The organism is Bacteroidales bacterium (assembly GCA_035299085.1).
Classification (GTDB): domain Bacteria; phylum Bacteroidota; class Bacteroidia; order Bacteroidales; family UBA10428; genus UBA5072.
This window is the reverse complement of the sequence record DATGXG010000019.1, coordinates 127,743-142,888: the sequence shown is the minus strand read 5'-3', so window position 1 is coordinate 142,888 and position 15,146 is coordinate 127,743. Positions and strand designations below refer to the sequence as shown.

The window sequence follows — 15,146 nt, the reverse complement described above, 5'->3', positions numbered from 1 at the left end:
ATACAATTTCGTTTTAAATTGATTTTTGGTAAAAGCATTTAAACGATTTAAACGTTTTTATTAAAGGGTTAAAATATGGAAATAGATATCCCTTATCCTGGTTGGATTATACTTACACTTCGGGATATTAAAATTAGGGCTGATTTAGGCTTAAAAAGGCAGGTTTTGGTTAAAGCAGTTTTAAATCATATATCAACATTTTGGACGTTTCGTTTTGGAGTTGTATGTTTGCATAATTACCTATAATCTCTAATAAAATCAAGCATTTTCGGGCTTTTTTATTTCGGGCTTTTTTGGACAGTTGGTTTTAACGCCCATATAATGTGACAATGAAATTGTGACAATAAAGTTTATTCAATAGCCCCGTGCCTTCAGGCCGGGGTTATTGGTTTACTAATACCCCCTTGTCCATAGGCCTGACTCAAGGCCGGCTTACAAGATGAAATTCGATATATATCCTATTTTCATCTTTTCATCAAAGCCATATCATCTGTTGGTGTAAAATGATCCGCATACACTTTGGTCCTGCCGTATACACAGACAGAAACCAAAAGTTGGAAAAATGCACGAAACTACTGTTATCGAAAATTGCGGCACCAAAAAACCTGACACTGGCAAAATTTTATCCAATGAAACTTTTCACCGGAAATCGTTCAGATATATCCTGGCGACACTTCCGCTGGCGCTGATCCTGTTGATCAGCACAAGCTACCAGAGGAATACCGGTGAAATAATCCTTCCCGAGGCCGTTTCAAAGGCAGTCTATTTTTCTCCTGAAATCCGGAATGCACTGAGAATGCATATTTCCGGAGCCGCCCTTGAGAAAACCGACACCAATGTTCTGATCCGAAGTCTTGTTTCCGATTTATACACACGTAACGGATTCAAACCTGTTTGGATGGATAATGGAATAAACGCAAACGGTAAAGCTCTTGCAAAACTTATACAAAATGCACGGGAAATGGGTCTCGAACCCGATAATTACTATTATAAAGAAATAAGTTCGGAGATTGAAGAATTGATCAAAAGACCGGGAAGCCGCGAGAATGAGGAGGTTGATGTGGAGCTTGAGGCTCTTATGACTGATGCGGCTTTCCGGTTGATGATCAATCTGCATAACGGATATACATGTCTTGATTCAACTCTTGCCTCACAGCCCTGGGTAAGTGAATTACCAGAGATATTGTTTAAAAGTGTCTATACTTCTGATGTTCAGAACGGGATTCTTTCTGTTGAACCGAAATTTATTGAATACACACAACTTCGAAAAGCTAATGCACTGTATGTAAGATCACATGAATTAAATGATGAATTCACCGAAATAAAGTACCCGCAGAAAGATACTATTGAGTTAATGGAAGAAATAAGGGATGCTCTTGTTTCACTTGGATATATACAGCACAGGTCGGATAATATCACCACAACGGAGGCTTTAAAGAAATTCCAGGAATTGCACGGACTTACGGCTGACGGCAGAGCAGGTTTGAACACTATTGAAGCCCTTGGCAAAACCACTCTCTACCGTTACAAAGTGCTTGCCCTTAACCTCGACCGCCTGAGGAAAAATCAATATCCTGATTCCGGGATGCTATATGTGAATATTCCTGCGTACCGACTTAAAATCTATGACGGAAGGAAGATGACCGGTACTTTCAGGGTCATAGTAGGTAATCCTTCTACACCAACCCCTTTGATTTCAGGTAACCTGCAAAAGATAATTGCCAACCCGGTATGGTTTGTTCCCCGCAAAATAGCTGTTAACGAGATTTTGCCGAAACTGAAAAAAGATTCAGCCTATCTGAGCCGGAACGGATTTAAAATCCTGGACAGGAATAATAAATTGGTAGATGCAAACTCGGTTGATTTAAGCAATATTTCGGAAGCCGATTTTGATTACACTTTCCGGCAGAACAAGGGTTCTGATAATTCTCTCGGACAGGTAAAATTCCTATTCGACAACCCGTATTCAGTTTACCTTCATGATACTCCTTCCAAATCGCTTTTCCAAAAAGATCTCAGGGCTTTCTCGCATGGCTGTATCAGAATTGAGCATCCTGAAAAACTGGCAACGTTAATTCTGAATAGGATCAGTTGCGACACAACCGGTTTCAGTCAGGCTATGAAAACAGGGCAACAGCATGAATACCCGGTGAATGTTTCTCTGCCTGTAAGGATCACCTATATCACCTGTGAGGCAGATCAAAGCGGCAGAGTATATTTCTATAAAGATATTTACGGGATTGACAGTAAGGAACTCGCTGCACTGGATCAGTTCAGCGGTATCTGACCATAAACCATCGAATCGGAGTTTGCCAGGGCCTGGCTAAGAATCCTCGAGTTCTTCATATACCGGTCATCAGGATAGTATCCGAAAACAACGGAACCTTCCTTAATCTTATCGATAATGCTCTGGTTAACATCAGGGGGCAGGGCAGGGCAGCCAAAACTTCTTCCAAGCCTGCCGTATCGTTGAATATACTTGTCAGTCACATAGTCGGCTCCGTGTATGACAATTGCCCTTTGACGGGCATTGTCGTTGTACCCGGTATCCATTCCGCACATCAGCAACGAATAACCCTGACCACCAATATACGGGTCACCGGTAACATAAAAACCCAGAGCGCTTTCGTGCGACTGCGGTTTGTTTGAAAAACGGCTGGCGTAGAGATCGCCGGAGTTTCTGCCATGTGCAACAAGTGTTTTGAAAATAATTTCCCTGTTGAAAAGATCGATCACAAAAAACCGGTATTCATTTGAGGGCCTGCTGAAGTCGATCACTGTAAGCAGGTTTTTTTTCTGAACAAGTCCTTTATCAATCAATGATTTCTGTCCAAGAAGGGCAAGCGAAAAGGCAGTTGAGTTTAAAGAATAATCTCCAAGCGAATTATAGATATCGGCTGCGAACGTATCAAAAAGCGTTGCAGATTCAACTATGGCAGGTTGGGAGCCGGTGTATGAAGCTGACACACCAAGGAATATCAGCAGGGTACATATAATGTGCTTGTATGCCATGCAATGGTTTAGTTCAAAATAAAAATACAAATTTTTTCCAGTATACAACAGCTGGTTATAAACAGAATACTTTTTATTGGCATAAAAATTGCGAATCCCATTAGTACTAAAATCCATCATATGAAAAACCTTGCCATTTATTTTCTGATGCTTTTTACATCAGTGCATGCATATGCCGGCTTCCGATCAAAGGAACCTGTAAAATGGGGTAAGATCAATCCGGCCGAATTCAGTATTCAACCCGCAGGTTCCGATGCAAATGCACCTGCAATTGTACTTTGCGATTATGGTAACATAGAGATCAGCAACCGTACTTTTTACAACCGTCACACCCGAATTAAAATTCTCAACAACGAAGGCTTACGATATGCTTCTGTTGAGATACCCTATCAATCAAAAAACAAGCATGATGTTTTCTATGAATTGAAGGCACAAACCCTTGTTCTTGAAAACGGTAAGGTGCTCACATACAAAGTGGAGCCTTCACAAATCGAAGATGTTAAGATCAATGATCAGTGGAGTAAGAAAAAGTTCACCTTTCCCATGGTGAAACCGGGGGTTGTTATTGAATACACGTATAACCTTGCCTCCCTTGATTTTGAAAAGCTGGATACCTGGTATTTTCAGCGTGACATACCGGTTATATGGAGTGAAATACGCTTCAATGTGCCTCCTCCTTTCACTTACCTGGTGAGCTTTGAAAATAACCGGAACCTGGATGCCGGTGAAGAAGGAATATATGGCGAAAAGCTGCAGTGGCTCTACAATACTAAAGCAAGGCCAAGGCATTTCCAGATGGTACAGGATAATTACCTTCTGTTTAACACATCGGAAAATCGCTATAAAGTCTGGGCGTTGAACGATGTGCGTAAAAAAATAATCATGAAAAATTTGCCCGGACTTAATACTTCTGCGGGAAAGCAACCTGTAAATTATTATTATCCCCAGGTAAGGTTCGATTTGTTTGAATCATCCGGCAACCTGCCCAGGGCTTTTCGTCCTCTGCTTCTTACAACCCATGATGATTATGAATACAGGGGCGATATGAATGCCTTGATGAATACTTCTGAGTATGTGGGATATGTGCACTACAGGATGAAAACCTGGTCGCAGTTCAATGACAACCTGTTGAAAAGTGAGAATTTCGGAGATTATCTTATAAAAAGTCTTGGAAAAGCAAACACGCTTCCTGCCAGTGCAAACGAACTGGAGCGTGTGGATGCCGTTTACCGGTTTGTAAAGGAGAACTTTGCATGGAATGGCCAGTATTCGGACAGGGCAGCCCAGCCTTTTAAAAACTTTATGGAAACAAGAAAAGGTTCATCCGCTGAATTGAATCTTGTTCTTGTGAATCTTTTCAGGCAATACGGTATACAAAGTGACCCGGTTTTAATCCGGACATCCGACCTGGGCTTACCGGAGAAAATGTTTCCGGTTAAAAACCAGTTCAACCATGTCATCGCTTCGGCTCAGATTGGCGGAAAGACTTACCTTTTTGATGTAACAAGCAATTCAGGTGAGCTGAACCACTTAAACAAAATGGATTTGGGAACTTCGGGATGGATCGTGAGAAAAGACAATCCCGGCTGGATTGAAACCTTCAACGCCGAAGGGGGGAAGAAGATTGATGAAGAGATCCCTATTTTTGAATTGTAAATAGGGACTTAATATTAAACCACTGCAATGATCGAAGCACAGCGGGCTGGCCTGGACAAAACGCGGAGCCGGTATAGCTATGAGCGGGTCGGGAATCGTATTGTCTGGTCTTTTCTTTGTTCCTTTCTTTGTGACAGGACAAAGAAAGGAAGGAAAATTCTACTCCATTTCCCTCAACTCCTCCTCCGTAAGCATGGTGGGAGCCCATATTTTAATATTGTCAAAACGGGCCATGCCGGAAAAGGATCCGAAACCAACGGAACCCATAATAAGGTTGTAATCTTTTGTCAGCAGATATGGGGTAGTCATATTGTCAACAAAAACGCGGATAGTGCGGCTGATTATATTACGTTCAAGCCTGATCTTATGCCATTTATTTTTATCCCACGATATAGTTTTGGCTGCATTTCCTTCAAGTTTTCCAAAACGGTCGTTTCTAAGCAGAAATATCCCGTTGTGGAGGCTGTCATCAATATTTGAAATCTGAATGACATAGTATTTAGAGGGATAGCGCATTCCGAGAAAAAGGCCGACATCACCGTTACCGGCAGTGTCCAGACCCGCCATAATGTCGGCTTCCATGATGAAATCACCGAAAACACGGTTTCCGAGTACAGCTATATTTGCAGGTAGAACTCCGGCAGAATCAGCAGCTGCACATTCAAGATAGAAGTTCGGACCATTCTTGAAAATTCCCCATTTATCAGCGTTTTCTGTTTTAAAATCAGCCAGGACTTTTGGTCCGTTGAAGTTTTGCTGGTACTGCAGCAGGTAACCTTCAGGAATCTGCTGGGAAAACAGGGATATTGCGGAGAGCAGAAGAACAAACATCAGGGCTATGGTCGGTTTCATTGATAATAGCTTTACCAGCCAAAGGTATGACAATTAAGACTGCAAATCAAAACCGATATCCTTCCTGTAATATTTCTTTTCAAAATCAATAACCGGGGCGTTTTTATAACTTTTTTCAAGAGCCTCTTTCATGGTGGTTCCATAAGAAGTAATCGCAATCACCCTTCCTCCGTTGGTTACAACCCGCGTGTCCTTCATTTTGGTTCCTGCATGAAATATAATGCTTCCGGAAGTTAAATCAAGTCCTGTAATTTCCTTTCCTTTTTCATAGGATCCGGGGTATCCGCCCGATGTAAGCATTACAGTAGTGGCATATCGGTCATCAAATAAAACATTTTTGTCGGCCAGTGTTCCGTTTGCAACACCTTCGAGCAAATCGACAAAATCGCTTTTTAACCGGGGCATCACCACTTCGGTTTCAGGATCGCCCATACGTGCATTGTACTCGATAACATACGGTTCCCCATCGCAATTGATAAGTCCGAAAAAGATAAAGCCCTTATAATCAATTTCATCCTGCTGAAGACCTTTGATAGTCGGAATGATAATCCGTTCTTCCACACGGCTCATAAACGCTTTGTCAGCAAAAGGAACCGGCGAAACGGCGCCCATACCACCGGTATTGGGTCCGCTGTCAGCCTCGCCAACCCGCTTGTAATCCTTTGCCTCGGGTAGTATTTTATAGCTTTTACCATCGGTGATTACAAAAACGGAAAGTTCAATACCTGAGAGGAATTGCTCAATCACCACCGTTTTACCGGCTTCCCCGAATTTTCCCTGCAGCATGTTGTGTAATTCTTCACGGGCTTCATTAAGGTTATCCAGGATAAGAACTCCTTTACCGGCAGCCAGCCCGTCGGCTTTCAGCACATAGGGATGTTTCATGGATTCGAGAAAACGGATACCATCTGAAATATGGGTGAATGTAACCGATTTATGCCGTGCTGTGGGAATATGATGCCTGAGCATAAAAGCCTTTGCAAAGTCCTTGCTGCCTTCGAGCATGGCTGCTTTTTTTGAGGGACCTATAACAGGGATGTTTTTTAATTTTTCATCCGATGCAAAAAAGTCGGCTATTCCTTTTACAAGAGGATCTTCAGGTCCCACCACAACCATATGAACCGTGTTATCCAAAACAAACTGCCCGATTTTTTCAAAATCATCAGCGGCAATATCCACATTCGTTCCATGAAGGGATGTCCCCGCATTTCCGGGGGCAATGAAAAGTTTTTCAAGTTTGGGACTCTGGCTTATTTTCCATGCCATGGCATGTTCACGGCCGCCTGAGCCAAGTAAGAGGATATTCATGGGGAGAATTTTTTGCAAACTTAGCAAATTTAGGCTATTAGTCCATTAGGCAATTAGACTATTAACTGATTCCGACCCCTTAATAGAGAGGAGCAAACTACTAATAGCCTAATAACTCAAGTTGCTGGTTATTATGCAGCTAACACGAGGCTTAAACCGAAGGTTTAAGCTACAGGCCCGTTAGGGCCGGCATTATGGTAGCTAAATGCAAGCCTTATATACCTTGAGCTCCGGTAGGAGCGACATTATGGTTATTAATGTTAAATTCACCATAATGTCGCTCCTACCGGAGCTTTTTGATTGTAAATTAACTCAATTTTCTACCATAATGTCGCTCCTAGCGGAGCTGACTCGTCTATGATAGCAACTAGTTAATAGCCTGATTAGCTAACAGCCTATTTAAGGAAATTATCCAGCGTATACGTGAACAATATCTCGTGCGATCCCCAGGTGTTGCTTTTCATACCTGAAAGGATGAGATCATAAGCATAGCCGATAAAAATATCCGGGTTCTTATAGCCGACCTGGAAGGAAAGTGCTTCGGAAGTTCTGTAGGATAAGCCGAAATTCACCATATCTTTATAAGTGACAAGGGCGTTAACATCTGCCTGGAAGATGCCGCTTTCAACAAATTTCAGCAGCAGGGAAGGCTCTATTTTAAAATCGGTTCCGGCATCAAAAATATAACCGCCATGAATATAATAATGCCTTACCTGTTTTTGCTGCAGGATGGCATCCGATTTCAGGTCGATGTTACGCTGGAACAGTTGAGGCACTGCAATACCGGCGTAATAGTTCGGGCCGTAATAATATACGCCGATTCCGGCATCAGGAACAAACATCTGTTCATCTCCCATGATTAACTCATCGGTAATATCTTTAACAAACATCTCCGATTTGCTGAGCTTGAACTGGTAAAAAAGGAGTGAAAGTCCGAATGATAGTTTTCCCTCTGTGCCTACGTCAATATGATAGCTGTAAGTTCCTTCAAGACCAGTTTTTCGCAACGGTCCAGCCTGGAAATTAAAGAGCCGTGCTCCGACACCCATGTTATCTGCAACCTGGGTATTCGCCGAAAGATATTGTACAGAAGGTGCATTGGTCATTCCCGCCCAAATCTTCCTGTATGACAAGGAAACCGGCAGCCGGTCGGTTATGCCTGTTGCAGCCGGATTCACAAGGTAATGATTCATGTTGTACATGCTGAAGTTGGGGATCTGCTGAGCCTCTACCTTAGCTGAAAATGTCACGAACAGCATGATGACCAGTACTGTCAGAACGGAGTGATATATTTTTATGTTCTTCATAGTGGTGTTCATGACGTTATTTAACAATGCTGACATCGCCTGTCAGGATTCCGGAACCGTCTCCGGGATCGATGACATAATAATAGGTTCCTGAGGGAAGATCATTGCCGTTATAGGTTCCGTCCCAAGGCGTATCATAGCCTTTTGAATTGAATACTTCCTTACCCCAGATATTGAATATTTTCACAACGATATCGGGAAAACTGGCAACATTCTCAATATCCCACACATCATTCTTGCCGTCATCATTCGGGGTGAAGGCATTATACAGTATAAGGCTGCAAACGTCCTGCGAATTCAGGATCACATCGCTTTCTTCGGAAAGGCATTCATGATCATCTTTAACGACAACATCGTATTCAGACTGGCTTAATCCCGTGAAGGCCGGTTGATCCGAAAAAGTAGTTCCACCGTCAATAGAATACTGGTATACTCCTGACCCTCCGGACCCGGTAATCGTGATGGTTCCGTCAGGAAGTCCCGAACAGGTAAGATCGGTGGATTCGATATGGCTTATTGAGATGGTGTCTGAGTTTGTCAGCGTAATCAGGGACTGTTCCGAATTACAATCATTGCCATCGCGTACAACGATAGTGTAGTTACCGGAAGCAAGGGCTGCAAGAATTGAAGCACCGCCAAAGGTTGATCCGCCGTCGGTTGAATACTGGTAAGTGCCTGTTCCACCGGTAACTTTAAGGGTTACCGCACCGTCATGGATTCCATTACAGGTGGCATTGGCAATATCGATTGTATCAATGGTTACCGTATCGGAAATACTGATCGTTGCAAGCTGGTTTTCAGAAATGCAGTCTTTATCGTCCCTTACCAATACGGTATAATCGCCAGAGGGCAGGTTGTCTGCAACAGACTGGTTATCATAATTATCGCCGTTGTCGGTCGAAAACTCATATATTCCGGATCCGCCTGTGGCATGAATCGTCAATGATCCATCGGTTTTACCGGGGCAGGTAATATCGGCAACATCAACCGATGTGATTTTCACGGTATCCGGATCGGCAAGGTTGAATGTGTCCACAATAACGCAGTTATTGGCATCATTCATTGTAAGAATATACATGCCTGCCGGAATATCGGTGTTAAAGCGCTGGAAGACTGAATTCGACCAGATGTATTCGTAACCGGGTCCCGTTCCGCCATGAGGAGTCGGAGCAATGGAGCCATCTTCCAGTCCCGGGCAAGATGGATTATTAATGATCACATCCACATAAAGTGAATCCGGTTCGAGTAAGGGTACGTCAACAGTTTGAGAACATTCATTGAAATCGGTTACCGTACAATGATAGGTACGTGCCCTGAGGTCATATGCTGTTGCAGTTGTCTGGTCGCCACGGTCATCCCATACATAAGAATAGGGTAATACACCGCCAGTGACATTTACAGTAGCAACACCACCACGATTTCCATGGCACAGTATGGGAGTATTTATTTCAGGAGTTACCACCATCATGCCGGGCTGGGTAATCTCTTTTGTATCCTGCACCTGGCAGCCATTGGCATCAGTAACAGTAACAGTGTAAATGCCAGCAGCCACGTTAACAAGATCTTCTCCTGTGTAACCGCTGGACCATGAATAAGAATAGGGTAATGTTCCTCCATTGATAGTGGCATCAATAACTCCGGAATTGTCATTATAACAATGAAGATCCTGAGGTAAAAGAACGACCGACAAAGGCAATGTAGGTTCTGTAATAGTAACACGTGCCTGACTAGTATGCATTGCACCATCGGTAACAGTAATAATATAATTTCCGGGTGTCATACCGGTTCGTACCGAATCATTAAGGGTTACGCCATCACTCCATTGATAGGAATAAGGTTTTGTGCCATTGAAAACCTGGACAGTTGCCGTTCCGTTAGCAGCACCTTTGCAGAGGACGTCAGTTTTATCAAAGATTTCAGCCTGAAAGGTGAAGTTATCAATAACTGTAAATGTGGTATCACCCGTGCAGCTTTTTGAATCATGGATAGTGAGATTATATAACCCTGCATCATTCAGGTTACCGATATCTTCGGATGTTGCTGTATAGCCGTTGGGTCCGGACCATGAATAGGTGTATGGTGCCGTGCCGCCATGCGGAATTAAGTTGATTGCACCGTTATTTCCCGGCGGAATGAAAATTTTTGTGACAGCAGTGCCCTCATAATTGAAAGGTGCCGGTTCGGTGAGAAGAAAATCAGTTGTATCGGCGCAATTTTTACTATCAAGAATACGGACCGTGTATGTTCCGTGGCTTAAGCCTGCCTGGTCCTCGATGAGCGGCTGAATTCCGGATCCGTCGGGTGATGTCCAGAAATAACTGTAACCACCTGTATTCCCTCCTGTGACGGTAATATTGATGACACCTGTATTTTCGTTGTAACATACCGGGTTTGTCAGGGCCCCATTGACTGAAAATGGATTGGGTTGCGATACAATACCGGTTACATGGGTAATGCTGTCATTGGCATCGGTGACCGTGCAGATATAAGAACCGGCCGGTAAATTTTGTGCCGTAGGATTATTAAGCGCCGGGTTATGGCTCCATGAATAGGTATATGGCGGCCTGCCGAAATACGGTGTAACAGAAAGCATTCCATCACTCAGACCGTTGCAGGAAACCATGTCTTCATCGGTGACAACGGCCTGAAAACGCTGTTTGTAAATAGCAAAGAATAAATCGCTCTTATTAAGATTATTACTCGTGTAGGTTTGGGAACCGATTTTAATTTGCTGTGATTTATAGTAACCGGCCACGTAGGCCCTTGAACTGGCATCCATATTCACTATGGTACCGGCATCTTCGTAATTGCCTGTGCCTACGACACTCACCCCAGATATAGGGTCGCCAATTTCATTGAATGCGGCAACAAAAGCATCTGAATTAGTTGCGCTGCTGGTTGTAAGGACATCATTATGAAAAGTTATTTGTCCAGTGAAATATCCGGTTGCATAAATAACGTTATTTCGAACAACGAAATCATTATATATGTCTTTTGCCGTACTGCCTTTTCGTAGAAACCATTGAAGGATTCCACTTCGGTTATATTTAGCAATATATGTATCATATCCACCAGTATTTACTGATACTGTTTTAATCGCTGAGGAAGTAGAGTCAATATATATTGTCGAACTATTATAATTCCCTAGAATGTAAATATTTTCAAATTCGTCGATAGACAATGATCGAAAATTTTCATGAGCCGTACCTCTTATACGTCTTATCCATTGTCCTTGTCCATTAATATCAGTCTTATATAAAAAAGCGTCATAGTAATTGGTTGAATAACTTGATATAGTCCCTACATCAAAAGTCAAATTTCCTGCAAAATAACCTCCAAAATAATATCCATTACTGCTTGTCCCAACCTTGTAGATTCTAGATAAATTATTTGTACCTAAAAAAGACTTTGACCAGCTCAAATTTCCATTTAAATCAAATAGAGCAATAAAATGTGAGTTGTAGGTGTTTCCTAAAAGAGTATCAATATTAGAATGGTTATCACCGATTATCAAACTATCCTTAAAATAACCTGACATAAGGAAATTATTGTTCCCATCAAATTTTATGTCAAGCGGTATTTCCAGGGTGGTTGCTGAAGTTAATTTTTTTGACCATAAGAATACTCCGTTTTTATCATATTTGGCCAGAAAAATATCACTACTACCACTATTTTTTAAACTATCAGTTGTTGAAAATTTCAACGTTGAATAATAGCCACCGGTCAAATAGATATTGTCATCATTATCGACAAATAAGCCTCCAGGTGCATCTGAATTAGCAGTTCCTATTCTCTTATTCCAAAGAATGCTGCCACCGGAATTTATTTTGGTTATAAATAAATCTCTTAAACCATACGATATAGTTAACGGAGAGTAGACAGTATCAGAAAAATAACTGTAAATAATGAGGTTATTATTATTGTCTATTACTGAAAATCTAGGCTCAATTTGGGAGCCTTTTATAACCAAAGAGTTGACCCAACCTTGTGAAAAAGATAAAGCAGTAATAAAAATTGAAAAAATACTAATTGAACATCTTAGTTTCATAATTAAGTAGTTAATTTAAAAACCACTTTCAGGGTCCTGATCAATATATTGTGATTCTTCTCCAAACTGAGCCGAATCACTACCGCCTGTTTTTTTGACTGATAGACTTTTCAGTGTTGGTGGATTCCATTCTCTTTTATTTTGCAATTCAATATCCATCATAATCAATTTAAGGTAAGCAAAAGGGATTTAGATTTTGTAATAAAAGTAATTTCAGCATGTGCACTCATTTTTTCGTTTCTAGTATTTACATTTAATTCGATTAGACTGTTTATTCTAAATATGAGAGCAAAAATTTTAATTGTTATTGTTTTAGCAAAACATGATGTATTTAAAAATTTCAACTTATCAAATTTCTTAATCGCACAGTTTAAACATTTTATTTTATACTTTTTATAAGTTGATTCTTCAATTTCAGGTTGCTTAAAAAGTAAAAATTTATACGTTCTTAAAGGCAAAAGAAATATTAATGATCTAACAAATAATGACATTAAAATCAATAAAATAAATATTACTTCCACAATTCTTGAAAATATGAAAGATTTTAATTTTTTATTGTTTATCAGGAATTGTTTCATAAAAGATTAAAGCCTTATCATGTAATTTTTCCAAGAAATTAACCGTGTCAATTAAGCATTGATCTCTATTTATTTCATATTCTAAAATCAACTTATCTACCAGACAAGAAAGTTTTATAGGTTCAGATAGAATCTTCCAAATTCTCGAACCTACTTTATCCATCCCATAATACTCCCCGTTATGAATTGAGAGCATTACCATTTCCCCGTCTATTTCGTTGAATAAAAGATCATTCCTTCGCTGTAACACCGTGTCCGGCCCGATCTCCTTCTTTGCAGTAAAAATTCCCATACGTCAATGGTCAGGTTAGGTGATATTCATACAAATATGAATATGTTTCGAAAATATACAACTTTTTTAAGCGCAATGTTACATTTTATCAACAGTATTTTACGCTAATACCCGAATTTTAACATAGTTAAACTATGTGCTTCCTTGATCCGGCCAACTTGTTCTTTGCTTAACATAGTCTTCCAGTCGCCTGCTATGCCTTTCCTGAAAAATCGCTCCGATTTGGCGCTCTTTTCAGAAAAGCCCTTTGTTTCTTCCTGCTTTCGGAGCTGTTCAAAAGAAGAGAGGTCAAGGGCTTTTTTAATATTGACTTCAGATTGGTCCAAACCTATAAAGGAAACTGCTTTTGAAAAGATGGCCAGTGTATCCGTTAGCATGTCTTCATAACGGATCACCATTAGGGGAAGTCCTGAATCTTCAGTCCAGCTTTTAACATGACCACTCCACGTATGTAACCGTTGTCGGAGCTGGTTATATAGCTTACTATTCTTTTCACAGAAGGCATAAGTCGGGTTGTTCATTATTTCTATAGTCCTGTCTATGCTTGTATTCAGGTGGTTGGCAAAAGAAATGGCCACATCCAGCGGATTCCGGATAAAATATAACACGCCTTTTGTTGCTTCCATGGGAAACAGGGCTGTTCCATCGGGCAATACATCCCAGGCATCGTGGATCTTGTGATAAATGACTTCATTTGATTCAAAAGCGTTTTGCCTGTAAATCCGCGGCCTCAGGGAATCGATCTCATCTGCAGTCAGATCGGAAGATTCAATTCCTGAAACCTCATCAAACAATTGCCGGCTGCTGGCAATGGTAGTTTGTGCCATGTTGTTGATGTCCACTTCTTTTAAATCCGGGTTAAGAAGTGCTGTCAGAAATGCCCTGAACCAGGTGTTACCCGATTTCGGATACGAAGCCAGCCATATTATTTTTTTGGTATCATCCATTGATACCGGCTTTTTCCTTTATTAACTCAAGAAGATTGTCGGTGTTAAAATGACTGTCTGGCCTTGACAGCATGAAAAGCGGAATGGTTGTGATCAGCTTTCCGGCCAGTATAAAATGGTTTTGTTCAAGCCCTGTTTTCGGTATCCCACGGAACAGGTACGTATGCCTTATCACTGCCTGGAATTTATCCATTCCTTCAATAGATTTGATCAGGGCATCCGGCTTGTTGTAGCTGTTTAATATAAAAAGCGTATCTACAGGAACAGGTATTTCGCTGAATTGTAGAACAGGCATGTAAAATTTTTTCAGCTCTTCGCGGACACTGACAAGGCCATCTGTAGCATAATCTAAGTGTTTCAAACTGTCCTGCCACATCTTGATAGCCGGAAACGCAGGCCTTACAGCCGGTCGTTCGCCTGAAAAATCAATTACTGAAATGTCATCCGCAACCAATGTGGCGCCTGCTTTCAAAAATGCAGCCGCAAGGGTAGATTTGCCTGCGCCGGAAAGTCCCATGAATACAAGGCACCGGTTTTTGAACACAACGGTACCGGCATGCAAGGGCAATAGTTTCCTCTGATGCAGCAGGGCACCGAAACACGTTCCGGTGAGAAAAGCAGCGATATCTTTGCTTACAGCTTTTGGTTGCGGTTGTATGCGAATCGTTGTGCCGTACTTAATATAGTAGGATGCTATTCCTACAATCCTGAGGATAAACTCATGGTCATTTGCCTGGAAGAGTACTCCCTTATTGATAACCGGATCAATGGTTTCAGGTACATGCCCGCTTTCGATGGTGACATCGGCATTTGAAAAAGAGGCAGGTTGAAAACCGGGGACCTCGAATTGAGAAAGGATATTTAAACCGAAGGCCTTGTAAGAATATGAAGATGGATCAGGCATATGCAAAAATAACCTAAATCTCAAACAACACGAAAACAATATGAAACAACCTCAAACCATCTGAAACTATCTGAAACCAATCAAGCCACAAAAAATAACCACGAATGCACGAATTAAAAACGAATAAAAAATTAAAAGCGAATTTCACAAATAGGCTGAAAACCATGTTTTCAGTAGGTCGCAAATAACTTTTTCAAACAATTTCAAATCATTTCAAACTACTTCAAACGATTTCACCCCCT

11 protein-coding genes are annotated in these 15,146 nt (G+C 41.3%); 2 read left to right on the top strand and 9 right to left on the bottom strand.

Annotated features, from left to right (window positions below; all coding sequences use genetic code 11):
* Positions 1 to 562 precede the first annotated feature (562 nt).
* Entirely contained in the window at positions 563 to 2,287 is a 1,725-nt protein-coding gene (locus VK179_05780; GenBank protein HLO58229.1) for a L,D-transpeptidase family protein, read from the top strand.
* On the opposite strand, the gene VK179_05775 is transcribed toward VK179_05780, so the two are convergent.
* Positions 2,269 to 3,012 (bottom strand): murein L,D-transpeptidase catalytic domain family protein, encoded by a 744-nt coding sequence (locus VK179_05775; protein HLO58228.1) that lies wholly within the window; start codon positions 3,010 to 3,012, stop codon positions 2,269 to 2,271. The two genes, VK179_05780 and VK179_05775, sit on opposite strands and share 19 nt — an antisense overlap.
* A gap of 120 nt (positions 3,013 to 3,132) precedes the next feature.
* Between VK179_05775 and VK179_05770 the strand changes: the two genes are divergently transcribed.
* Positions 3,133 to 4,668: a DUF3857 domain-containing protein gene (locus tag VK179_05770; protein HLO58227.1), complete on the top strand. Its 1,536-nt coding sequence runs from the start codon at positions 3,133 to 3,135 to the stop codon at positions 4,666 to 4,668.
* Between the two features lie 159 nt (positions 4,669 to 4,827).
* On the opposite strand, the gene VK179_05765 is transcribed toward VK179_05770, so the two are convergent.
* The 8 genes from VK179_05765 to VK179_05730 form a co-directional block, all read right to left on the bottom strand.
* On the bottom strand, positions 4,828 to 5,520 hold the full coding sequence (locus VK179_05765; protein HLO58226.1) for a hypothetical protein: 693 nt from the start codon (positions 5,518 to 5,520) through the stop codon (positions 4,828 to 4,830).
* Between the two features lie 33 nt (positions 5,521 to 5,553).
* Positions 5,554 to 6,828 (bottom strand): phosphoribosylamine--glycine ligase, encoded by a 1,275-nt coding sequence (gene purD, locus VK179_05760; protein HLO58225.1) that lies wholly within the window; start codon positions 6,826 to 6,828, stop codon positions 5,554 to 5,556.
* A gap of 395 nt (positions 6,829 to 7,223) precedes the next feature.
* Entirely contained in the window at positions 7,224 to 8,147 is a 924-nt protein-coding gene (locus VK179_05755; protein ID HLO58224.1) for a type IX secretion system membrane protein PorP/SprF, read from the bottom strand.
* 4 nt (positions 8,148 to 8,151) lie between these two features.
* A complete protein-coding gene (locus tag VK179_05750; protein HLO58223.1) occupies positions 8,152 to 11,316 on the bottom strand; it encodes a gliding motility-associated C-terminal domain-containing protein in 3,165 nt (1,054 codons plus the stop codon).
* An 882-nt stretch (positions 11,317 to 12,198) separates the two neighbouring features.
* Positions 12,199 to 12,345: a hypothetical protein gene (locus tag VK179_05745; GenBank protein ID HLO58222.1), complete on the bottom strand. Its 147-nt coding sequence runs from the start codon at positions 12,343 to 12,345 to the stop codon at positions 12,199 to 12,201.
* 2 nt (positions 12,346 to 12,347) lie between these two features.
* Positions 12,348 to 12,761: a hypothetical protein gene (locus VK179_05740; protein HLO58221.1), complete on the bottom strand. Its 414-nt coding sequence runs from the start codon at positions 12,759 to 12,761 to the stop codon at positions 12,348 to 12,350.
* A gap of 396 nt (positions 12,762 to 13,157) precedes the next feature.
* Entirely contained in the window at positions 13,158 to 14,000 is an 843-nt protein-coding gene (locus VK179_05735; GenBank protein ID HLO58220.1) for a sulfotransferase domain-containing protein, read from the bottom strand.
* Positions 13,993 to 14,904 (bottom strand): hypothetical protein, encoded by a 912-nt coding sequence (locus tag VK179_05730; protein HLO58219.1) that lies wholly within the window; start codon positions 14,902 to 14,904, stop codon positions 13,993 to 13,995. The genes VK179_05735 and VK179_05730 overlap by 8 nt, the downstream gene beginning before the upstream one ends.
* Positions 14,905 to 15,146: the final 242 nt, after the last annotated feature.